21 protein-coding genes and 1 pseudogene are annotated in these 22,289 nt (G+C 62.2%); 16 read left to right on the top strand and 6 right to left on the bottom strand.

The window, feature by feature from the left end:
- Positions 1–5: 5 nt before the first annotated feature.
- The 6 genes from boxA to AC1DS5_RS08405 all read left to right on the top strand — a co-directional run bounded on the left by boxA (position 6) and on the right by AC1DS5_RS08405 (position 6,154).
- Complete coding sequence (gene boxA / locus AC1DS5_RS08430; protein WP_477717805.1) at positions 6–1,286, top strand: benzoyl-CoA 2,3-epoxidase subunit BoxA; 1,281 nt, start codon at positions 6–8, stop codon at positions 1,284–1,286.
- Between the two features lie 88 nt (positions 1,287–1,374).
- Positions 1,375–2,160: an enoyl-CoA hydratase-related protein gene (locus AC1DS5_RS08425; protein WP_477717804.1), complete on the top strand. Its 786-nt coding sequence runs from the start codon at positions 1,375–1,377 to the stop codon at positions 2,158–2,160.
- Positions 2,157–3,674 carry a 3-hydroxyacyl-CoA dehydrogenase gene (locus AC1DS5_RS08420; protein WP_477717803.1) on the top strand — a complete coding sequence of 506 codons (1,518 nt, stop codon included), beginning with the start codon at positions 2,157–2,159 and terminating at the stop codon, positions 3,672–3,674. The genes AC1DS5_RS08425 and AC1DS5_RS08420 overlap by 4 nt, the downstream gene beginning before the upstream one ends.
- On the top strand, positions 3,671–4,471 hold the full coding sequence (locus tag AC1DS5_RS08415) for an enoyl-CoA hydratase/isomerase family protein (protein ID WP_477717802.1): 801 nt from the start codon (positions 3,671–3,673) through the stop codon (positions 4,469–4,471). Before AC1DS5_RS08420 ends, AC1DS5_RS08415 begins: the two co-directional genes overlap by 4 nt.
- A gap of 155 nt (positions 4,472–4,626) precedes the next feature.
- Positions 4,627–5,364: a Mut7-C RNAse domain-containing protein gene (locus AC1DS5_RS08410; RefSeq protein WP_477717999.1), complete on the top strand. Its 738-nt coding sequence runs from the start codon at positions 4,627–4,629 to the stop codon at positions 5,362–5,364.
- 130 nt (positions 5,365–5,494) lie between these two features.
- Complete coding sequence (locus AC1DS5_RS08405) at positions 5,495–6,154, top strand: DUF1345 domain-containing protein (RefSeq protein WP_477717801.1); 660 nt, start codon at positions 5,495–5,497, stop codon at positions 6,152–6,154.
- A gap of 37 nt (positions 6,155–6,191) precedes the next feature.
- Here the strand turns inward: AC1DS5_RS08405 and AC1DS5_RS08400 are convergent, their stop codons facing one another.
- The 4 genes from AC1DS5_RS08400 to AC1DS5_RS08385 form a co-directional block, all read right to left on the bottom strand.
- Entirely contained in the window at positions 6,192–6,356 is a 165-nt protein-coding gene (locus AC1DS5_RS08400; RefSeq protein ID WP_477717800.1) for a hypothetical protein, read from the bottom strand.
- Positions 6,353–7,333, bottom strand: a complete 981-nt coding sequence (locus AC1DS5_RS08395) for a DMT family transporter (RefSeq protein ID WP_477717799.1) — start codon at positions 7,331–7,333, stop codon at positions 6,353–6,355. The genes AC1DS5_RS08400 and AC1DS5_RS08395 overlap by 4 nt, the downstream gene beginning before the upstream one ends.
- The gene (locus AC1DS5_RS08390; protein WP_477717798.1) at positions 7,330–7,854 is read right to left on the bottom strand and encodes a methylated-DNA--[protein]-cysteine S-methyltransferase; all 525 of its coding nucleotides are present in this window, start codon (positions 7,852–7,854) and stop codon (positions 7,330–7,332) included. Before AC1DS5_RS08390 ends, AC1DS5_RS08395 begins: the two co-directional genes overlap by 4 nt.
- Before the next feature lie 316 nt (positions 7,855–8,170).
- A complete protein-coding gene (locus AC1DS5_RS08385; protein ID WP_477717797.1) occupies positions 8,171–9,685 on the bottom strand; it encodes a DNA-3-methyladenine glycosylase 2 family protein in 1,515 nt (504 codons plus the stop codon).
- A 133-nt stretch (positions 9,686–9,818) separates the two neighbouring features.
- Here AC1DS5_RS08385 and AC1DS5_RS08380 point away from each other — a divergent pair, with 133 nt between their 5' ends.
- From AC1DS5_RS08380 to AC1DS5_RS08340, 9 genes are all read left to right on the top strand, one after another.
- Positions 9,819–11,204 carry a phosphomannomutase/phosphoglucomutase gene (locus AC1DS5_RS08380; protein ID WP_477717796.1) on the top strand — a complete coding sequence of 462 codons (1,386 nt, stop codon included), beginning with the start codon at positions 9,819–9,821 and terminating at the stop codon, positions 11,202–11,204.
- 142 nt (positions 11,205–11,346) lie between these two features.
- Positions 11,347–12,441, top strand: a complete 1,095-nt coding sequence (gene waaC / locus AC1DS5_RS08375; protein ID WP_477717795.1) for a lipopolysaccharide heptosyltransferase I — start codon at positions 11,347–11,349, stop codon at positions 12,439–12,441.
- The gene (locus AC1DS5_RS08370; protein ID WP_477717794.1) at positions 12,438–13,763 is read left to right on the top strand and encodes a 3-deoxy-D-manno-octulosonic acid transferase; all 1,326 of its coding nucleotides are present in this window, start codon (positions 12,438–12,440) and stop codon (positions 13,761–13,763) included. Before waaC ends, AC1DS5_RS08370 begins: the two co-directional genes overlap by 4 nt.
- A 350-nt stretch (positions 13,764–14,113) precedes the next feature.
- Positions 14,114–14,623, top strand: a complete 510-nt coding sequence (locus AC1DS5_RS08365; RefSeq protein ID WP_477717793.1) for a hypothetical protein — start codon at positions 14,114–14,116, stop codon at positions 14,621–14,623.
- 110 nt (positions 14,624–14,733) lie between these two features.
- Entirely contained in the window at positions 14,734–15,210 is a 477-nt protein-coding gene (locus AC1DS5_RS08360; RefSeq protein ID WP_477717792.1) for a VOC family protein, read from the top strand.
- Between the two features lie 151 nt (positions 15,211–15,361).
- Positions 15,362–15,841: a hypothetical protein gene (locus AC1DS5_RS08355; RefSeq protein ID WP_477717791.1), complete on the top strand. Its 480-nt coding sequence runs from the start codon at positions 15,362–15,364 to the stop codon at positions 15,839–15,841.
- 35 nt (positions 15,842–15,876) lie between these two features.
- Positions 15,877–16,782, top strand: a complete 906-nt coding sequence (locus AC1DS5_RS08350) for an alpha/beta fold hydrolase (protein WP_477717790.1) — start codon at positions 15,877–15,879, stop codon at positions 16,780–16,782.
- Positions 16,783–16,901: 119 nt separating this feature from the next.
- The gene (locus AC1DS5_RS08345) at positions 16,902–17,372 is read left to right on the top strand and encodes an anthrone oxygenase family protein (RefSeq protein ID WP_477717789.1); all 471 of its coding nucleotides are present in this window, start codon (positions 16,902–16,904) and stop codon (positions 17,370–17,372) included.
- 299 nt (positions 17,373–17,671) lie between these two features.
- A complete protein-coding gene (locus AC1DS5_RS08340) occupies positions 17,672–17,956 on the top strand; it encodes a hypothetical protein (protein ID WP_477717788.1) in 285 nt (94 codons plus the stop codon).
- A gap of 266 nt (positions 17,957–18,222) precedes the next feature.
- On the opposite strand, the gene AC1DS5_RS08335 is transcribed toward AC1DS5_RS08340, so the two are convergent.
- Entirely contained in the window at positions 18,223–19,329 is a 1,107-nt protein-coding gene (locus AC1DS5_RS08335) for a cyanophycinase (protein ID WP_477717787.1), read from the bottom strand.
- Positions 19,330–21,378: 2,049 nt separating this feature from the next.
- Between AC1DS5_RS08335 and AC1DS5_RS08330 the strand changes: the two genes are divergently transcribed.
- The gene (locus tag AC1DS5_RS08330) at positions 21,379–21,726 is read left to right on the top strand and encodes a hypothetical protein (RefSeq protein WP_477717786.1); all 348 of its coding nucleotides are present in this window, start codon (positions 21,379–21,381) and stop codon (positions 21,724–21,726) included.
- A gap of 325 nt (positions 21,727–22,051) precedes the next feature.
- On the opposite strand, the pseudogene AC1DS5_RS08325 reads toward AC1DS5_RS08330, so the two are convergent.
- A pseudogene (locus tag AC1DS5_RS08325) lies at positions 22,052–22,289 on the bottom strand (IS4 family transposase); the annotation flags it as partial.

The raw sequence follows: 22,289 nt of genomic DNA, 5'->3' as shown, positions 1-22,289 counted from the left end.
CCGCCATGGATATGACCGAAATACACGTTATCAAGCAGCACCTGATTGATCCCGAAATCTGCATCCGCTGCAACACCTGCGAAGCCATCTGCCCGGTTCAGGCCATCACGCACGATTCACGCAACTACGTGGTCGATGCTGAAAAATGCAATCTCTGCATGGCCTGCATATCCCCGTGCCCGACCGGCTCGATTGACAACTGGCGCACCATGCCGCGCATCAAGGCCTATAGCCTCACCGAGCAACTGGGCTGGGACGAGTTGCCCCCGGAACTCACCCCGGAAGAACTTGCGGCTGAGGGCGTGGCCCCCGGTGCGATGCCCGAGATCGAACCGGTGGCGCCCTCGCTGCCGGCTGCGGTCACTGGCGAAACGGCCTTCAACAGTGCGCAGTACGGCGCCACGTTGCCGCCCTGGTCGGCGGCGCACGGCTACACCAACCTGTACGGCGCCAAGGCGGCCGAAAAATTCATCACGGCCGCGGTCGTTGGCAATGTGCGCGTCACCGAAGTGGGCAAGGAATACGACACGCACCACATCGTGCTCGACTTCGGCGGCATGCCCTTCCCGGTGCTTGAAGGCCAGTCGATCGGAATTTTGCCGCCGGGCAGCGACGAAGCGGGCAAACCGCACTATGCCAGGCAGTATTCGATTGCGAGCCCGCGCAATGGCGAGCGGCCCGGTTACAACAATGTGTCACTTACCATCAAGCGCGTGCTGCAAGACCACCAAGGCAACGCGGTGCGCGGTGTCGGGTCGAACTACATGTGTGACCTGCAGATCGGCGACAAGGTGCAGGTGATCGGCCCGTTCGGCACCAGCTTCCTGATGCCGAACCACCCGCGGTCGAACATCGTGATGATTTGCACCGGCACGGGCAGCGCACCCATGCGCGCCATGACCGAATGGCGTCGCCGGCTGCGTCAATCGGGCAAGTTTGAGGGGGGCAAGCTGATGCTGTTCTTTGGCGCACGCACCAAGGAAGAGTTGCCGTATTTTGGTCCGCTGCAGACCCTGCCCAAGGATTTCATCGACATCAACTTCGCTTTTTCGCGCACGCTGGAGCAACCCAAGCGCTACGTGCAGGATGCGATGCGCGAGCGGGCTGCCGACCTGGGCGCCTTGCTCAAAGACCCGAACACCTACTTCTATGTGTGCGGACTCAAGAGCATGGAAGAGGGCGTGGTGCTGGCCTTGCGCGATGTGGCGCAGCAGGCTGGCCTGTCGTGGGAAACGGTGGGTGCGGCCCTGAAACAGGAAGGCCGGCTCCATCTTGAAACCTACTGAGCCTTAGGTTTTCCTTCCACTTTTTCACTCACTTTTTTCCTGCCGGCAGGAAGGCTCAGCGCTTTTCTGATGCCGGCCGAGTCATGCCATGAAAAATCTGACCCTCTCATCCCGCGCCCCCGGCGTGGCTCAAGTCACCATGTCCCGCCCGGCAGTGTTCAATGCCTTCGACGAGGCGATGATCACCGAACTGGAAACGGCCTTCACCCAGCTTGCTGCTGATCCGGCCGTGCGCGTGATCGTGCTGGCGGGCGAGGGCCGGCATTTCAGCGCCGGTGCCGATCTGCAATGGATGCAGCGCGCCAGCACTGCCTCCCGCGAATGGAACCTGGACGATGCGCGCCGCTTTGCCGGCATGCTGGCGTGCATTGAGTCTTGTCCCAAGCCCACCGTGGCGCGGGTGCAGGGCGCGGCGCTGGGCGGCGGTGTGGGCCTGGTCTGTGCCTGCGACCTGGCGATTGCGGCAGACAACGCCAGCTTCGCGGTCAGCGAGGCCAGGTTCGGCATCCTGCCCGCGGTGATCGGCCCCTATGTGGTCAACGCGGTGGGCAAGCGCCAGGCCAGGCGCCTGGCGCTGACGACCACGCGCATTGCTGCCGCCGAGGCGCTGACCATCGGGCTGGTGCAGCAGGTGGTTGGGCTGGACGCGCTCGACGCGGCGCTGAATGCCGCCATTGCCGAACTGCTGACCGGCGGGCCAGGCGCACAGCGTGAAATCAAGCAGCTGTTTGCCCAGCTTGAAGTCGGGCCGATCACGCATGAGGTGCGCGAGTTGACCGCACAAACCATCAGCCGCGTGCGGGGTACCGACGAGGCCCGCGAAGGCTTTGCGGCCTTTCTGGGCAAGCGGCCACCGAACTGGATGGCGCAATGACAACGAACAGGCTCATCGAGGCGCCTCTGCTGGTGGTCGGCGCCGGTGTCATGGGGGTCGGCATTGCGCAGGTCGCCGCACAGGCTGGCCATGCCGTGATGCTTTACGACACCCGCGAAGGCGCGGCTGCCGAAGCGAAGACCAAGCTGGCCAAGAGCCTTGATGCGCTGGTGGAAAAGGGCAAGCTGACGGCGCAAGGCGTGTCGCAGACGCTGTCGCGCATCGAAGCCATAGCCACGCTGGAAGCGGCCGCACCGGCGCGGCTGGTGGTGGAAGCCATTGTCGAAAAGCTCGACGTCAAACGTGGGCTGTTCCAGCAGCTCGAAGCCATCGTGGCCGCCGATTGCGTACTGGCCACCAACACCTCGTCGATTTCGGTCACGGCCATTGCCAATGGCCTGCAACATCCGGCACGCCTGGTCGGTATGCACTTCTTCAATCCGGTGCCGCAGATGCGGCTGGTCGAGGTGGTCTCGGGCCTGCAGACCGACCCGGCGGTGGCTGCGCTCATTTTTGACCTGGCCGGCGTCTGGGGCAAGGTGGCTGTGCATGCGCGCTCGACGCCGGGCTTCATCGTCAACCGTATTGCCCGGCCTTTTTACGCCGAAACCCTGGCACTGCTGCAGGAGCAGGCTGCCACGCCCGCGGTGCTCGATGCCTGTCTGCGTGCCGTCGGGTTTCGCATGGGCCCCTGTGCATTGATGGACCTGATTGGCCACGACACCAATTTTGCGGTGACCAGTTCGGTCTACGAGGCCAATTTCTACGACAAGCGTTTTGCGCCGTCGCTGGTACAGCGTGAGCTCGTCGACGGTGGTTTGCTGGGGCGCAAGTCGGGCCGCGGCTTTTACGACTACACCGCGGGTACCGTACAACCGGCGAGCGCCGATTTCGCACCGTTGCCTCTACCGGTCGCACCAGTCGCGCAATCGTTGTGCGTGCAGGGATCCGGACCGGTGGCCGAGCGACTGGTTGCGGCGCTGGCGCAGGCCGGCCGCGCTTTTTCGCGCGATGAAAGCAGCGACTGGATCGGGCTGGCGGTAGATAGTGCCCAACTGCGGCTGACCGACGGCAGGCCGGCCTCGCAGCTGGGCGCTGAAGTGGCCGTGTTTGACCTGCCTGTGTCCAGCGAGACCGGCATCGCACTGGCCTGGGCGCCTTCTTCGCGTGCCTCCGCGGGGTGGTGCGCCGCCGCCGCCACCTGGCTGCAGGCGCTGGGCTTCGGCCCGCAGCGCATCGCCGATGTCCCGGGCCTTGTGGTGGCCCGCACCCTCGCGATGCTGGTCAATGAAGCGGCCGACGCGGTGCTGCACGGGGTGTGCACGCCGGAGGGCGCCGACGCCGCCATGAAGCTGGGGGTTAATTATCCGGCCGGGCCTTTTGAGTGGCTGGCGCAATGGGAAGCCCGCAACGTCATGGGCTGTCTGGACGCACTGGACGCACATTACCGTGGCGAGCGCTACCGCGTCAGCCCCTGGTTGCGCCAGCGGGCCTGGCAGGAGGGCGTGCAATGAGCCGCAGGATCGACATCGCGCCCCATCTGCATGCGGAGATCGGCGACAACGGCGTGGCCGAATTGGTGTTGGGCCCGGAGGGCGGCATGCCCACCACCGACGCCCAGGGTCATGCCGCGCTGGGCACCGTCTGGGCGCAGCTGGCGGCCGAGCCCGGCGTGCGCTGCATTCTGGTGCGCAGCGTCGGCAAGGGCTTTTGCGCGGGCGGCACGCTCGACCTCGTGCAGGACATGCTGGGCAGCGAAGCCGCACGCCTGCGCGTGATGCGGGAGGGCCGCGCCATCGTGCAGGGCATGATCGATTGCGATGTGCCCATTGTCACGGCCATCAACGGCGCGGCGGTAGGCGCGGGTGCGGCGGTGGCCTTGCTGGCCGATGTGTCCATCGCGGGCCACAAAGCCAAAATCATCGACGGCCATACCAAACTCGGCGTGGCCGCCGGCGATCATGCCGCCCTCATCTGGCCCTTGCTGTGCGGCATGGCCCGTGCCAAGTACCACCTGCTGATGTGTTCCACGCTCGACGGCATCGAGGCCGAGCGCATCGGCCTGGTCAGCCTGGCGGTGCCCGACGACCAGTTGCTGGACAAGGCGCGCGAGGTGGCCCGCACGCTGGCCGCCGGCAGCCCCACGGCATTGGCTTTCACCAAGCGCAGCCTGAACCACTGGTTGCGCGCGGCCTGGCCCGCCTTCGAGCATTCCCTGGCGCTGGAGATGCTGGGCTTTGCCGGCGCCGACGCGCGTGAGGGCTTCGCGGCACTGAACGAAAAACGTGCGCCGCACTTTTCCCCGGGCTGATTCGGCGTGAAATTCGCCGGGTTCCAGGCGGGGCAGATTCGTCACGCCGCGCCTGGGATTCCCGCCACGGCATGACTGGCGAGCCGCCACGGTCCGGACTAAACTGACGGATCGGCCGGCCCGTCGGCGCTCACACTAGTCCTGATGTCCAGATGATGGTCATGGCGAGCTTTCGCTTCTACGAGGAGCTCAATGAGTTTCTCGCGCCGCAGCGGCGCGGGCGCGAGTTTGCCTGCCCCTGCGCGCGGGCGGCGACCACCAAGCACATGATCGAAGCGCTGGGGGTGCCGCACACCGAGGTCGAACTGGTGCTGGTCAACGGCGAGTCGGTCGGCTTCGACCGCCAGCTGCGCGAGGGCGATCGTGTGTCCGTGTACCCGAAGTTCGAGGCGCTCGATGTCACGCCGCTGCTGCGCGTGCGTGGGCAGGCTTTGCGCGTGACGCGCTTCGTCGCCGATGCGCATCTGGGCGGACTGGCTCACATGCTGCGCATGGCCGGCTTCGATACCCTGTACGACAACCATTTTCGCGATGAAGAGATCGAACGCATCGCCGCCGAACAGGGGCGGATCGTCCTGACGCGGGATCGCGACCTGCTCAAGCGCCGCACCATCACCCATGGCTGCTACGTGCACGCACTGCGAACGGAGCTGCAGTTGCGCGAAATCTTCGAGCGGCTCGACCTGGCGCGCAGTGCACGGCCGTTCACGCTGTGCCTGCATTGCAATGCACCCCTGCATGCGATCGAGAAGACGCGGGTCGTGACCCTGCTGCCGCCGCAAGTGCGCGAGCACTACGAGCGCTTCAGCGCCTGCGATGTATGTCATCGCGTGTTCTGGGAGGGTTCGCACTGGCGGCGCATGCGTTCGATGCTGGATGGCTTGTTGTCATGAAAATGGCAACAAACCTTTTTACGTGGCCAGCCGAAGGTGCCCAGCCTGCTGTCGTGTCGCGTGAGCCCGTCGTTGCAGGCACGAACGCTCAGGCCCCACCTTAGGTCCCACCTTAGGCACAATTGGCAGCATGCGCAAACACCTTTCTGAAACCACCGGCCCGCAGCGCCTGGGTTATGGCTTGCTGGTTGGCTTGATCACCGCGGCGCTGCCTGTTCCTACGGGGTGGCAGTTTCGCGGGCTGTTGGGCTGGTGTGTGGGTGTTGCCGTCTATTTGCTGCTCGCCTGGTGGCTGTGTGTGCGCTTTGACGCCCAGAGCACGCGTGAGCGCGCCCAGGCGCAGGACGAGCCGAATGTGGTGCTGTTCCTGCTGATGCTGCTGGCCACCCTGGCCTGCGTGGCGGCCATCATCGCTATGATGCAGCAGAGCCGGGGTCTGTCCGGCCTGCAGCGCTCACTGCATATTGCGCTGTCCATGGGGGCGCTGGCGGCCTCCTGGCTTTTCATTCAGACCATGTTCGCGTTCCACTACGCACACCGTTACTACCAGGCGGAACAGCGCCAGCAGCCGGACCGCGCGGGCCTGAAGTTCCCCGGTGGCCTGGATCCGGACTATTTCGACTTTCTCTACTACGCGCACGTCGTCGGCATGACCTCGCAGGTGTCTGACGTGCAGGTGACGTCGCGCGACATGCGCCGCCTCACGCTGCTGCACAGTGTGCTGTCGTTTGGCTTCAACATGCTGATTCTCGCGCTCAGCATCAATGTGGTGGCCAGCGCCCTGCAGTAGACGCCGTCAACGAAAGGCCTGCGAAGAACGCGTGTCTTTATTCCTCGTGCAGCCGCTTTTTCAGGGCCATTTTTTCATCGCGCCGAATGGCGGCCCGCGACTTGCGGTGGACGCCCGCCTTGCGCCGCGCAGCCGGCGCCACCAGCGGGTTTCTCGGCCTGGCAGTCTTCAGCTTCAGTTTGGTTTTTCGCGCGGAGCTCATGGCTTGGGTTGTTGCGCTCGCTGCAGCTTCAACAGCCCGGTCGACAGCGCCGTGCCGCACACAATCACGGCGGCGCACAGCATCATCCAGGATGTCACCGCTTCGCCGAGAAAGAGCACGCCGTAGAGCACCGCAAAGACCGGCACCACAAATGTCACCGACAGCGCACGCTGCGGTCCGGCGTTCTCGATCAACCGAAAAAACAGGATGTAGGCCAGCCCGGTGCACAGCACGCCGACGGCCAGCAGCGCCAGCCAGGCCGAGGTGCCCGGCATGCGCGCGGGCCACAGCCAGAGCGCTGGCAGGGCCAGCCCCAGCGTGGCGCCGATCTGGCTGCCTGCAGCGGTGACCAGCGGCGGCAGGCCGGACAGGTAGCGCTTGGTGTAGCTGGCCGAGACGCCATAGCACACACAGGCCAGCAGGCAGGCCAGCACGGCCCAGCCGGGCGCCACGCCCGAGGCGTCGGGCTTGAAGGTGGCCTTGTCCCAGGCCAGCATGGCCACGCCGGCAAAGCCGACGACCAGACCCAGCACGCGCGAGACGTTGGGTTTGTCCTTGAGCCAGAGCCAGGCGACCAGCGCGCCGAACATCGGCACGGTGGCGTTCAGGATGGCCGAGAGCCCGGTGGTGATGGACAGCAGGGCAAACGAGAAACACGCAAACGGAATGCCGGAGTTGAGCAGGCCAATGAAGAAGGTCCGCTTCCAGTTTTTCTTCAGTTCCGGCAGCAGGCCGCGCAGCCACACCATGGGCAGCAGGAAGAGGGCGGCAATCGCCACGCGCACGGCGGCGGTCGGCAGCGGGCCGAATTCCACCGTGCTGATGCGCATGAAGAGAAAGGACGAACCCCAGATGGCCGCGAGCAGCACAAAGTCGGTCAGCCAGCTTTTGGGGGCAGCCAGGGTCGCGGGTGATGCCGCGGATGGTGCCGCGGGTGGTGCCGCGGGTGGTGCCAGCCCGGTGGTCGATGAGGTCAAATCAGGGTCTCCTTCATGTGCGCACCCTCAAGCCTGAGCAGTGCTGTTTTTTTGTCGAGCCCGCCCGCATAGCCGGTGAGCGAGCCGTCGGCGCCCAGCACGCGGTGGCAGGGCACGATGACGCTGACCGGGTTGCGCCCGATCGCCGCGCCCACGGCGCGCACGGCCGCCGGTTTGCCGATGCGGCTGCTGAGCTCGCCATAGCTGGTGGTGCCGCCCTGCGGTATGGCCAGCAGGGCCTGCCACACCGTTTGCTGAAAGGGCGTGCCGTAGTCCAGGTCCAGCGGTAGGTCAAACGCCGTGCGCGTTCCGGCGAAGTACTCGGTGAGCTGCGCAATGGCCTGTTTCAGCACGGGGTGGTTGGCGTCTTCGGGCCACACATACGGCTCCGCCAGCTGTGACGGCAGGTGGCGTTGGCCGGCAAACCAGGTGCCGGCCAGGCCCTTGTCCGTTGCGGCGATGATCATTTTGCCCAGTGGGCTTTGGAACGTGGTCTGAACGATGGAGCGGTCAAATTTCATCTTGTTCACCTTTGAATGGTTTCGAGTGTCGAATTTCGAGGGTTTACCTGTCATGCAGGCGTATTCAGAAAAGGTCAGAAAAAGGCTGGCTCGAAAGGCTGGCTCGATCATTCGCCGGTCATGGTCGCCCGAAGGCGCTTTCCCGTCCAATGAAATCGAGAGGGCGTATTCATTCCCTAAGCGCATGAATCTCCTTAGAGCCGCTAACAAAACCCTCCTGGCGTCGTTGTGCCGCCTTGCCGTGCTACAGCACTGTCTGCGGCGGCACGCCTAGCCAGGAACGCTTCGCTGGGTTTTGTTAGCGACTCTTAGCCCGTCAACCGGGCCGCTCCAGCGTGCCGCTCCATGCGCGGATCACGGCATAGCTGCGCCAGGGCTTCCACGCATGCGAGGCCAGCTCGGCTTCCCGGGCCGGATTTTTCAGTCCCTGCACGCCCATTGCCTTGTGCAGCGCCACATCGCCCGCCGGAAACGCATCGGGCCAGCGCAGCGCGCGCATGGCGATGTACTGCGCCGTCCAGTCGCCAATGCCGGGCAGGGCCTTCAGCGTCTCCAGCGTGGCATGCACATCGGCGCCGCTGTGCAGCTGCAGGCGTTTGTCGGCCACTGCTTGCGCAATGCCCATAATCGCGGCCTGGCGCTGCCTGACTATGCCAAGCTGACCCAGCGCATCGCCGCTGGCGGCGGCCAGCACGGCAGGCGCCGGGAACAGCCGGGTCAGCTGCGGCCAGGGGGTTTGCACCGGCTCGCCAAAGCGGTCGACCATGCGCTGCGCCAGCGTGCGCGCCGCGGCCACGGTGATCTGCTGGCCCAGCACGGCGCGCACGGCCAGCTCATAGCCATCGAGCGCACCGGGCACGCGCAGGCCATCGCCCTGGGGAAAACCGGCATGCAGCACGCTGTTGATGGCCGCAGGGTCGGCGTCGAGGTCAAACGTGGCGCGCACCCGGCGAATCAGCAGCGGCAGCACCTCGCGCAGCGAGTCGCTGACGTTGAGCACCAGCCGGGAACGGGCCTCATCAAAGGCCGCCAGCAACCAGCCGGCATGTACCTTGCCGCCAGACTCCACGCGAAATGTCCTGCCTATCGAGGGGTGTTGCGCATCGGCAGCCACGAATTCAATAGCGCTGATGGTGCGTTTGCTAAAAAATCCGAGCATGGCCGCCACGTCGTAAGGGGGCCGGTAGCCCAGCCGGATGGTGATGCCCGGCGCGGTGCCATGGGTCTGGCCGGCATCGCTCACCCCCTGGCGCCGCAGCTGCGTGGGGTTGAGCTTGTAGTGCTCGACAAAGGCGGCATTGAAGCGCCGCACGCTGGCATAGCCGCTGATCAGCGCAACCTGCGTGATGGGCAGGCTGGTATCGGCCAGCAACTGCTTGGCGGTGTGCAGCCGGCGCGTCTGCAGGTACTGCATGGGCGAGACGCCAAACTGCGCCTCGAAAATCCGCCGCACATGGCGGTCGCTCACGCCCAGCCGCGCGGCCAGTTTTTCGACCGAGGGGGCTTCATCGGACAGATCAGGTTCGTCCAGCAGGCGGGCTGCCTGGTGGGCCAGGATGTAGGAGGCGTCCTGGATGGACCACACCACCGAGTGCGGCGCCAGCTCGGGCCGGCAGCGCAGGCAGGGGCGAAAGCCGGCGCTCTCGGCCTGTGCCGCATGGCTGAAAAACCGGCAGTTTTCGCGCTTGGGTGTTTTGACGCTGCAGACCGGCCGGCAGTAGATGCCGGTGGATGTAACACCGGTAAAAAAACTGCCGTCAAAGCGTGCGTCCCGCGCCTTCAGGGCGAGGTAGCAGTCGTTGTCGGCGAGGGGGGGCTGGGCGCTGGTCATGGGTGCATGTTACGCCGGGCGCAGCTTTTGACTAGCCGTTTTCGGACATATCCCTGAAGCCCACCGGGGCCCGTCCCGAGGGAGGGTACCCCCCTACAATCGATTCACTTTAACTTTCAGTGAACCCCCGCCCATGCAAGTCAGCGCATCCATTTTCAAGGCCTATGACATTCGCGGCGTCGTGCCGTCCACCATCAACGATGAGATGGCCGAGGCCCTTGGGAAAGCCTTTGGCACGGTGGCGCTGGCGGAAGGAGAGAAAACCGTGGCCGTGGGCCGCGACGGCCGACTCAGCGGGCCCTCGCTCAGCGCAGCGCTCATGCGCGGCCTGGCGGCATCCGGCGTCAATGTGATCGATGTCGGCATGGTCACCACGCCCATGCTGTACTTCGCGGCCAACACCCTGGCCACCTCGGGTATCCAGGTCACCGGCAGCCACAACCCCAAGGACTACAACGGCTTCAAGATGGTGATGGCTGGCCGGGCGATTTATGGCGAGGACATCCAGGCCCTGCGCCGCCTGATCGAGTCCGAAGGCTGGGCGCAGCCGGCGCAGGGCGGCGCCATCAGCCGCGTGGATGTTGAAAAGGATTACCGCGATCGCATCGTTTCCGACATCAAGCTGGAGCGCCCGCTGAAGATCGTCATCGATTCGGGCAACGGCGTCGCCGGTGCCTCGGCCCCCGCCATTTTTCGCGCCCTGGGGTGCGAGGTGACCGAGCTGTTCAGCGAAGTCGACGGCAACTTTCCCAACCACCACCCCGACCCGAGCAAACCCGAGAACCTGCAGGACTTGATCAAGGCGCTGCAAAGCGGTAACGCCGAGCTGGGCCTGGCGTTTGACGGCGACGGCGACCGGCTGGGCATTGTGACCAAGGACGGCCAGAACATCTACCCCGACCGGCAGATGATGCTGTTTGCGCGCGACGTGCTGTCGCGCGTGCCGGGCGGCACGATTTTGTTCGACGTGAAGTGCTCGCAGCGCCTGGCGCCCGAGATCGAGGCGGCCGGCGGCGTGCCGCTGATGTACAAGACCGGCCACTCGCTGATCAAGGCCAAGATGAAGGAAGTCAACTCACCGCTGGGCGGCGAGATGAGCGGCCACATCTTCTTCAAGGAGCGCTGGTTCGGCTTTGACGACGGCACCTACGCCGGTGCACGTCTGCTCGAAATCCTGAGCCGCGTGCCGGATGCCGGCATCCTCCTCAACGGCCTGCCCACTAGTTTCAGCACGCCGGAGCTCAACGTCGCCTGCAAGGAAGGCGAGCCCCACACGGTGGTGGAAGCGCTGACCAAAGCTGCCCACTTTGCGGCACCCGCCAAAATTTCCACCATCGACGGTGTGCGCGTGGACTGGCCCGACGGCTTTGGCCTGATTCGCGCCTCCAACACCACGCCCGTGCTGGTGCTCCGCTTCGAGGGCCACACCCAGCAGGCACTGGAGCGCATCGAGGCCGATATGCTCGCGCTGCTGCGCAGCGTCAAGCCCGACGCCAGCTTCGCTGCCGCGGCGCATTAGAGATGGTGCCCCCACGCTCGTCACTTCGTGTACTTCGCTGCCCCCCAAGGGGGCGCTGCGCCTGCGGCCCGGCAAAGCCGGCTCCGCGGCCCCGGCTGGAGAAGAGGGAGCCCGCAGGTGATGCGCCAAGGAAGCGTTTACATTGAAAATCTTGTTGGTCAAGCTGTCGTCGCTGGGTGACGTGGTGCACACCCTGCCGGTGGTGCAGGACATTCATGCTGCCTTGCCCGACGCGCAGATTGACTGGGTGGTCGAAAAATCATTTGCCCCCTTGCTGGCGCGTTGCGCGGGCCTGCGCCGCGTCATTCCCTGTGAGATCAGGCGCTGGCGCAAGTCGCCCCTGACGGCGGTTACGCGCGCCGAGTGGAGTGCCTTCAAGGCGCAGTTGCGGCAGGAAAGTTACGACGCCGTCATCGACCTGCAGGGCCTGACCAAGTCCGCGCTGGTGGCGCGGCTGGCCCGGCTGGCCACCGCAGGTGAGGGCGGCAAGCGCTATGCGCTGGCCAACCAGACCGATGGCTCGGGCTACGAGGCGCCGACGCGCTGGGTGGCCGACGTGGCAATCCACATCGCGCCACAAACCGCTGCCATGCAGCGCTCCCGCCAACTGGCGGCGCAGGCGCTGGGCTACGACCTGCGGCCTGAACCCGACTTTGGATTAACACGGGTTCCAGCCCAGGAAAAAACCGGGAAGAGCGCTCCTGAAGAGATAGCAAGCCCGGCGGGCCTGGAACGGGTGGCCTTTGTGCACGGCACCTCGCGCGCCGACAAGGAGTGGCCGCTGGACCACTGGATAGAGCTCGGCCGGCGCCTGGCCGCGGCGGGCTGCCAGCTGGCCTTGCCGCACGGCAATGCGAAGGAGCTGGCAACGAGCCAGGCCATTGCAGAGGCGCTGAATGAACCGGGAAGCCCTGTGGTGGCCACCGTGTGGCCTCTGCTGTCGCTCGATACCCTGACGGACGAGCTGGCGCGCTGCGCCGGCGTGATCGGCGTGGACAGCGGCGTGAGCCACATTGCCGTGGCGCTCGATTTGCCGCATGTGCAGATCTACAACTTCGATACCGCGTGGCGAACCGGGCCACCGGCTTTGATGCCCGAGGACGGCGGCGCGCCCGCGCGGCGGCAGGTCAGCGTGTTTGCGCAACCAACCCCCAGCGTTGAAGCCGTCTGGCAAGCCTGGCTGGCTTGTCGTGAGGCCCCCGCGGCGGCGCATACGACCATTGTGGCCACCCCATGAGCCAGCTGTTGCTGCGGCTTTATTCGCTGGCCCTGGTGCTGGCGCAACCCATGCTGCGCCGCAAGCTGGCGCGGCGCGGCCAGCGCGAGCCCGGCTATCTGGCGGCGGTTGAAGAGCGCTTTGGCCACTACACCCAACCGGCCGAGACTTCTTCCGAACTGGTGTGGGTGCATGCCGTGTCGCTCGGGGAAACGCGCACCGCGGCCATGCTGCTCAAAGCCTTGCGCGCGCAGTACCCGGGCCTGCGTATTTTGCTCACGCACGGCACGGCCACCGGCCGCGCCGAGGGCGCGGCGCTGCTGCAGCTTGGCGATGTGCAGGTGTGGCAGCCCTGGGACAGCCCGGCTGCCGTGGCGCGCTTTTTCAATCACTTCAGGCCACGACTGGGCCTGCTGATGGAAACCGAGATATGGCCCAACACGGTGGCCACGGCCCGCGCGTGCGCCATGCCGCTGGTGCTCGTCAATGGCCGCCTGTCAGACAAATCATTGCAGCAGGCGCTGCGCATCGCACCGCTGTCTTTGCCGGCCTATGGCGCGCTGGCCGCGGTGTATGCGCAGACCGAAGACGACGCGCGGCGCTTTCGCCAGCTTGGCGCGCCGGTGGCTGGCGTGTTTGGCAACCTCAAGTTTGATGCCACGCCCAGCGCCGGCCAGCAGGCACAAGGCCGGGCATGGCGGCAGGCGCTGGCGCAGCCGGTGCTGATGTTCGCCAGCTCGCGCGAAGGCGAAGAAGCCGATTTCCTCAAGCAGATAAAGGCTGCGACCCAGGCAAGGCTTGGGCTGTCAGCCACGGGTTCGGCAGCCAATGAACCCGCCAGGTCTTTCCATGCACTGATCGTTCCCCGCCACCCGCAGCGCTTTGATGAAGTGGCGGCCCTGGTGGAGCAGCATGGCCTGCGCGTATCGCGCCGCTCGCAGTGGACGGGCGGCCCCGCCGACAGCGACGAAGCCCGGCAGGCCGATGTCTGGCTCGGCGACTCCCTCGGCGAGATGGCGCTGTACTACGGCCTCAGCGATGTGGCCCTGCTCGGCGGCAGCTTCGCGCCCCTGGGTGGCCAGAACCTGATCGAGGCCGCAGCCTGCGGTTGCCCGGTGGTGATGGGCCCACACACCTTCAACTTCTCCGAGGCCGCCGAACTGGCCGAGGCCGAAGGCGCAGCCCTGCGCGTAGCTGGTATGCCTGAGGCCGTCCAGGCCGCGCTGGGGCTGGTAAGCGACCCGCCCGCGCTGGCAGCGGCGGTGGATTCCGGCCTGGCGTTCGCGGCCCGCAATCGGGGTGCGGCTGCAAAGACGCTGGATGCCTTGCGCGCCTATCTGTGAGTTGCTTCGCTGCCTGGGGGGCGATTGTGAGGGCAGCGCTAGCCCAGTTAAACATTCCAATATGCAGGCTTTCACAGATTTGGCATTGCCCCTTTGAGTCTCCACCGCATCGGATTTCCCCAATGAATTCAAGGCGTTACAGAAGACGACGCTGTCTTGTTCATTGGCAGGCGAAGTTGTTCATGAGCAGCTTTGGCGACTTTGCCGTGATTTTCGTAACGGCACATTCGACACCAGATACGAAAAGTCAGTTATAAATCAAGTACTTATAGTGGATGCTGGGAGGCGATCGTGGTGCATAGAAAAGTTGCTCATGTGACCTGCTTGATGTCCATAACACGTTATACGCCATGAGTGACGCTTCATCTGAACTGCACAAAGCTTTGCGCGAGGGGCAGCAGAAGCTAACTTACTTTTTGCTGGGTATTGAGACGGCTGTCTTCGCTTATCTGGGCAAGGACTTTGTAGCTGAAAAGATCGGCCTTACGCGCAACACCTTTGAACTCCTGGCTCTCCTGGCTTTTGCGGGATCCATCATTGCCGGTGTATTGGCGGTCTCAGCCTATGTGTACGTGCAGAAATTGAACGTTGAACAACTCGGTCTAAATGAAAATATCAGAAGCCACAGGCTGGCAGCTGAGAGCGGCGTGCCTCACATCAATTTCCTAACAGGTAAGGAAGAGGCCGGCGTTGCATTGCTAGCGCAGGCAGACGCACTGATGAAGGAGTATCGCGAACTCGAGGACCACATTGGCGAGGCGTCACGCAAGACCGAGGCTATTGGACTGGTGCATACCGGACTATTGATTGTCGGCTTGCTGCTTTTGATGATCTCGAGATCAATTGGCCTATTCCAATGACGGGAGCGTATAACTTGTCAGTCAACGCGGACGCCCAAAAGCGTCCGGCCGCTGCGCGGCCCACCTTGAGTGGGCGCCGGTCACTTTTACGTTAGACGCCAAGGAGCATCATGACGGTCAAGCGTATGGACAACGTCGGCATCGTGGTGGCAGACATCGATGCCGCCATTGCGTTCTTCACCGAACTTGGCCTCGAGCTCGAGGGGCGCGCTCCAATCGAAGGAGACTGGGCTGATGGCGTCACCGGATTGCACGGCATGCGCGTCGAGATTGCCATGATGCGTACGCCGGACGGCCACAGCCGGCTCGAGTTGTCCCGCTTCCTCGCGCCGCCCGTTGTCGCCGATCACCGCGTCGCCCCAGTGAACGCTCTTGGTTACCTACGCGTCATGTTCACCGTGGAGGACATCGACGATACGCTCGTCCGGCTCGGCAAACGCGGCGCGAAGCTCGTCGGCGAAGTGGTCCAGTATGAAAACATGTATCGGCTCTGCTATATCCGTGGTCCCGAAGGAATTCTCATCGGGCTCGCCCAACAGCTCGGGCAGCAGACTTCCCGAGAGAATCCCATAGGACGTAACCGTTGAGAACTAAAGAAGTGGCGTCTAACCCGGCAGTCGAGCGGACCTGCGCGAAAAGCCGCGCAGGCCGCTCACTTCGTTAGAAGGCAAGAGCAGCGACGTCACGGAAGAACAACGTCGTTAATGGTTCAGGCATTTACGTTAAAGGAGGCGAAGCATGCATAGCACCAGGTCTGTTCTGTTGAGTCTAATAATTGCCGCGGTTCTTGCCGGTTGCGCATCTTCTGGGCCGATGGTCACCCGTCAGGACGCTGCCGTCGAAGCCAATCGAGGCCTGGTTGGGGCCTGGATCGTGACAGCCAGCCGTGCACGCGGCGTAGGGAAGAACCTTCTTACCTTTTCGTCGGATGGCACATTCTTTCGGAGCGGGGACACCCACCCCGTATACAGTGGCGGTCATGGTGCCTGGAAGCGCGTCGGCGACAAGGAATTTGATGCCACCTATATCGCTTTTAATTTCGATCAAGACGGAAAGTGGATCGGAAGCAACAAGGTCCGGATACATATTATCCAAGGCCCTGGAGACAACGAGTTCACGGCCGCAACAAAATCCAGCAGACGCGACTTACAGGACAACGAGATTAGCGCGGCCGAAGGCCGTCTTACGGGAAAACGTATCGAGGTGGACCCGTTCTGACATTGCGCTTTAAAGTCCCGGTGAGGAGACCAACCATGATCCGCTCGTTCTGGCATTTGGCATTAGCGCTGCTTCTCGCCGCGTGTGCGGCGACAACGCCGCGCACCTGGGACCTTCCGGCTGGGGTCAAGTCCCTTTCCGTCAACGGATACGAGATGGCCTTTGTCGAGCGTGGTTCTGGCGAGCCGGTCATCTTCGTGCACGGCACGGTGAGCGACTACCGCTACTTCCGCGGCCAGATGGAGCCGTTCGCCGAGCGCTACCGCACGATCGCGCTTAGCCTGCGCCACTCGTACCCGGAGCATTGGGGCGGAAAGGGCGACACCTTGACGATGGGCCAGCATGTTGCCGATCTCGCAGGCTTCATCCGCGCGCTCAACGCCGGCAGAGTGCATCTGGTGGGCCATTCGCGAGGCGGCCAGGTCGCGTTGGAAATGGCGAGCCAGCATCCCGAACTGCTGAAGTCGCTCGTGCTCGCCGATCCGGCACCGATGGCGAGCTTCCTCTCCGCAGCGCCGCCCGCGCTCGCAGCCCTTGAGCGGCGGCGCACGTTTGTCTCGGCTGCGATCGAGCACCTGCAAAGCGGCAGCACCGATGCCGGCCTCGAAAGCTTCGTGGACGGTGTCACCGTGCCGGGCGGTTGGAAGAACCTGCCCGAGCCCAACAAGCAGGGCGTCCGCGACAACGCCTGGACCATCAAGAGCCTGCTTGCCGATGCCAACGAAGCACTCAGCTGTGAACACGTCAAGCGCATCACAGTGCCGGTCTTGCTCGTCTCCGGCGAACGAAGCCCCGACGAGTACCGCCATATGCAGGACGCGATTCAACCGTGCCTGCCGCGCAACGAACGCGCGGTCATCCCGAAGGCGGGCCATGTGATGAACGTTGCGAACCCGACGGCCTTCAACGCCTTGCTGCTCGGCTTCTTCTCGAAGAACTAATCTGCGGGATGACGCTCAACCCTTCCATCGAGCGGACGTCCGAAAGCGGGCTTCGCCCACTTTCGTCCGCCGCTCATGTCAAATATTGAGCGTCATAGAGCGCGACCCAGGAGGCTTCTATGCTCATCGCAGTCATGATCCTTGTTTGCGTCGGCGCTGGCATTGTTGGCGGTGTTTTCTTTGCCTTCTCCACCTTCGTCATGAAGGCTCTCGCTCAGCTTCCGGCCAGTCAGGGTGTCGCTGCCATGCAGCGCATCAATGTCGTTGTCATCAATCCTCTCTTTTTGGGCGTTTTTCTGGGCACAGCTTTCTTGGCTGCCGCTTGCGTTGTCATGTCAGTTCTCAGCTGGAATACGCCACGCTCCTTCCTGCTGCTCGCATCAGGTCTTCTGTATCTGGTGGGTTCGTTTCTTGTCACCATGGCGCTCAACGTGCCACGCAATGAACGTCTGGCTGGCCTAGACCCTGCGTCTTCGCAAGCCGCCGAGTATTGGGTTGTCTATCTGCGCGAGTGGTCGCTCTGGAACCATGTTCGGTCAGTGGCCTCGGTCGCATCGGTGGCCTGCAGTGCCGGCGCACTGGCAATCTAAGTCGGTGAGGTCAATTCCAACGGTTACGATAGCCATGATTTCCACTCTCAAGTGAGTTGATGAAAAGTTTGACCTCTCCATCGTGGCACTCAGTTGCCGTGAACCGCAACCCCAACGGGTCGCGGCTCGCTTGGGACGGGGAAGTCCCTTGCATTCGTTGGGCGTCGGGAGAAAAGGCGAACCACGTGACGCCGAGCATGCAAGGTCACCGTCTTACTGGGTAGTTCCCAGCATGTATTCTTCAGCCTACGGTCCCGCCCATAGGACTTCAACCAACCGGCACTGGGAGGTGTCAATACATGAAGCAACAAGTCGCTAGGTTTTCGCCCCACCAGAACGGTAAAGTGTTTGCGGTTCTGATGGCAGTCAGTTCTATGGTGTTCATGGTGCCGTTCGTGCTGATCGCATCAATGGCCGGTCCCAAAGAGTCCGCGCCGCCGGTTCTCTTTTTGGCTCTCTTTCCCATCATCTACTTGGTGATGGGTTATGTGATGGTCGCACTTGGTTGCGCGGTCTACAACTTCATGTTCCGTTATATCGGAGGCATTGAGTTTGAGTCGCAAACCCAAAGTGCCGACGTCTAACCCCTCGTATATGGACTTACATGGTCCGCCCAAGGAAAGCAAGTTTCTGCGTCGTAACGGTTGAAAGGTTTGCTGCCTTACATTCGGGCTGTTTGTGCAGAGGGTACTGCTGCCCATGATGGCGATTCGCGGGTTGGCTCCTCAATCGGCACTGGCGCACTTTGTGTGCTCCGGATATATCGGGTTTTGCTCAGCCGTCTTTTATGCCTTGGGTGCCGCAAAATTTAAGGAACTGCAGCACCGTTTCACTTGAACAACCGGCAGGCTCAGTAAGGGTTATTGCTCGGCCCATACAGCACGCCACGTTGGACATACAGCAAGTACGTACTACCTCCGTCGCGAAGCCAGTTGGCCATGTTGAATTGATCCCCAGCCGCCTGGGTGAGCTTGTCAACAAGTACCGACGAGACTTCGAGCGGGGTTTTAGGCTTGACAATCAAGGTAGTGCCTGGGTCTTGCGGTAGTTTCAAGAAGTACGCCGCCCCGGTTCCGCCGCTGTTGGCACGCACCGTGGCGATGTCGCCATCAATCACGACGGCAGTTCCCTCGTCGACACCGATGGCCCGTGCGGCACTCCAGGGCATACCATCTTGAATCATCCTCGCCAGAAAGGTCACCAGGCGTCCCATGCGGTCGCGGCTCACCAGATGGGCATCCACGATCGTATTCTGGAGTTTGGGAATGGTTTCCAGGAACGTACGGTCAAGGGTGAGCCTGCGGTTATACGGGTCGCTGAGTGCATCTGACGAAGTGATCGTGCCGCGCTGTGCTGAAAAATCTACAGCGCCCAACACCGCGAGGCCCGCGCTCGTTCCGCCGATAGGCACGTTTTTCGGAAGCAGCACAGTCTTGATGATCGTCTCGACGGAGGTCTCGTTCCACTGACCGATGTAGCTCCACTGGTCGCCTCCGGCGATGAACAACACGTCTGCCCCGAGAATGACGCTCGTGACCTTCGGATCGTTGGCACCATTTGGCGTTTTGATGACCAGGGTCTCGACCGAGTCGACGCCTTCCATGGCGGACAAGTAGGGGTTGTAGCCATCTGCACCCGAAGCGCGGATGACGACGACATCAATCTTGCTGGTGGCGCTCCCTCCAGCCTTGGCTATCATGTCCTTGAAGGCCTGGTCAACGTCGAGCCCTCCACCCATCAACACAGTCATCTGTGATGTGGGCCGGCTGGGTGACATATCGGCTGAATTACCCGTGAGGTAATAGTCGAAGTCCTTGGTGCTGAGGGTAGGCTTGGCGCCAGTTCCGCTGCCACCGCCCGCCGCCTGCACAGGAGAAATAAGAACAAACGAAACGGCGGCCAGCGCCAGCAGGTCGCGTGCCAATCCAAGCCAGGTGCGGCGTGTAGGATTTTTCATCTTGTTATTCCTATCCGTTAAGTTGATGGCGCCCAGACTATTGGTATTGGGACACCTTGAACAACGAAATTCGCGGACTTGTCTTGATAAAAAAGTCTGCGCAGTGGAGCGATAGTATCGTCCGACAGCACAGCAACCTCGGCATCAAAACACGCAGATGGTCAATTCCGAACTGGCGTACAGAGCTGAACGGTACATGGCGAATGTCGTGGTTGTCAACACTCACGCGAACAGGGGGTGCCCTTGGGTTTGCGTAGGCGAAATCGCTTGTGTTGACGCGGTGGCTGGGCTGTCGTCGGTTTCGAGGAAAAATTGTTAAGCTGACCCGCTGTAGCATTTGAGTGTCAGTAAACGGGTGGCGGCGTCAACGGCTGGGTCGGGCACCCAGGAGCCGGCGACGACAGGCAGGTATTGAGCAACCCCGGGGAGATGCAAGTCTGAACGACCGTTGCCGGGCGAGCAATTTGAGATGCTCGCTGGCTCTTGACGGCCCAAGCTGACGTTCCAGGTATTACCCCATTGTGTTCGCTCTCCCTCAATTGAAGGATGGGCTGGCGGGCAAATAGCTTCTAGACTCGGCGGAGGCACGGCGTCAGGCCTCTTATGTTCAATGTATCTGCAACACGAGCGACGACACTCCGGTCTTTTCGCGCCAAAGTGCCACACATCCCGTACCTGATTAACTTCATTGGAGGTGAGACCATGCTTCAGGCTTTCTTTCGCTCGATAGTGCGCCTCGCGCTCGCCACACTTGCATTTTTTGCTGGCGCATCTCCTGCCCAACCGTACTTTTTCTCCGGAGGTGACATAGTTGAGAGGCCTGAAGTGGTAGTTGTCTACTGGGGCGATCAGCCTGCTACCTTTACGGCAAATCTGAATAAATTCTATTCCAGGATTACGCGAAGTGGGTATCTTGACGTATTAACTGAGTACTCACGAACCGGCCGACCAATCGGTGCTGCGTCGCTCATTTCCAGTGTTCAGATCATGCCGGGAGATAGTCGTACAGTTGATACGCTGGAAATAGCACGAGAAATCGATCGCCACATACTTAGCGGCATCCTCCCAATTCCGAGTTCTCGCACTGTATACATGGTGCACTTCGGCGCAGCCATGAGTACTGTAATGGGAGCAAACATCTTGGGAGCCCAGATAGGAGCCTCCCCAGTGGCTGGTAGGTTTTGTGGCTATCACTTCACTGCTCGTACACAGGTTCCCCTCCCTTTGCCGGGCCTCTTTGCTTACGGACCAAAGATCAGAATCTCCGTAATTCCTGATCCATCCACTACGCCCGCTGGTTGTTCCGGAAAGCCAAATACATTCAATGCAGTAACTTTCGTTTCAACGCATGAGCTCGTGGAAACCATCACTAATCCGGATTCTGTCATCATCGAAATGTCGCCTGTGACCGGAGCGGCTGTTCAATGCAACGGTGTGAACTTTCCTGTTGGCGCAGCAATTCCAGTTCCACCAATCGGACCCGGCCCACTCGTCGTACTTAATGGACAGTCCCCGTGGGCCTGGAATTCAAGTCGTAGCGTTATCTGTAACCCCGACGAAGTATCTGATCAATGCTCAGCGCCGCTGAGGTTCAGAACAACGAACACCCTTGATGGGGCATACATTGTCAGCGGTATCTTCCTAAATTCGAGGCGAGCCTGCTCGCTGTCTACTAGACAAGGAGATGTATTAGAGGCCCCACCGCCACGACCACCTACCGCGCGGGAGGTCTGCACTCGAGACTGCAGACAGGAGCAAAGTGCGTGTATGGCAGAAGCGCGTTCTGGTGTTGTCCGCGGAGCATGTTCGCGTCAAGCGCTAGCCTGCAACCGTGCGTGCCCGTAGGTACGGGCGAGGGCTTAACCCTTCGTTGCACGGGACAGCATTCGGTTGCCCGTGAACTCGAACGTCTAGGTCTCCAGGAATGCTGTCGCCACCACTGCTCTGGCCCTCTGTGGCGACCCCGCGCGCCGAGTTCGCAGCCGTCAAGGACCTCCACGCACATCTGACCGGCCTCAAGTACAACGTGGAGTCGTGGAGATTAGAGGCGTGGTGATCAAGAAGTGTCCCTCGTTGAGCGATTCCATAGATTCGACACTACTCCGGCAATCGGCCAAGTTGCTGAACGACTATTTCCCTGAGATTGATGGATTGCGCGATGCGATGGCACACGCTGGCGAGTTCGATGCGCATCCGGAAGACCATGCACCGGACGGAATGTTCGCGCTAAAGGGCTTCCGTGAACCCCACAGGTTCAGCGCGCCGTTCAAGCGGAAGCTGTATCACCTTGACATTACGGACGAGACTCTTGCACGGATAACTGAAGTGGTGGTTAAGTTCTTCGAGGGCTTTATGCCGGCGTCCGAAATGCTTGAAGCTCAGGGACATGTCGAATGATGCTGCCCTTACCCGCAGCGAGACCTAGCATGCCGTATATGGACTCCCCCTCAAGTGCAAGAAACTGACCGATAGTGTGGCTTTGGGGGGGCACCTGCAGTCGTATATCCGGCATCTGTTGTGGGCTCTGTTGGGGCCCGTGCCGACATGGAATCTGTATCACAGGCGAACCAATCGCTACAAGCGGCACGTGTTGCCCATCTCGCTGCACGTGCTAATGTTCCAGCATGAACTCGACCCCGCATTATCAAGCTCCATGGCTTTAATTGCTTCAATTGCCCGGATTGATTCAAGATAGTATTAGCCGCATTAGCCCGAATGGCACTTACTTTGGCTCATAGGCATGACCATGCCTCTGGACGTGTCGGCGAGCCTGGTCGCGGGGCACCTTCAACCAGGGGTAGGGTTTGGGCCTTCGTTTTCGCATTCGCGGCTCGATGCGTCCGGGTCGATGGCCGACCCTGCATTGTGCGATCAACGTGAATAGCCGCCCGCAATCCTTCGTGGCCGAGAGGCCTCGCGAGACCCACTCTGTCCACAGTTGCACCGTGTGCTTGAAGCTC

Source organism: Polaromonas sp. P4_H1 (genome assembly GCF_056400945.1).
The sequence above is the reverse complement of the archived record's forward strand: the minus strand, read 5'-3'. Positions and strand labels throughout refer to the sequence as shown.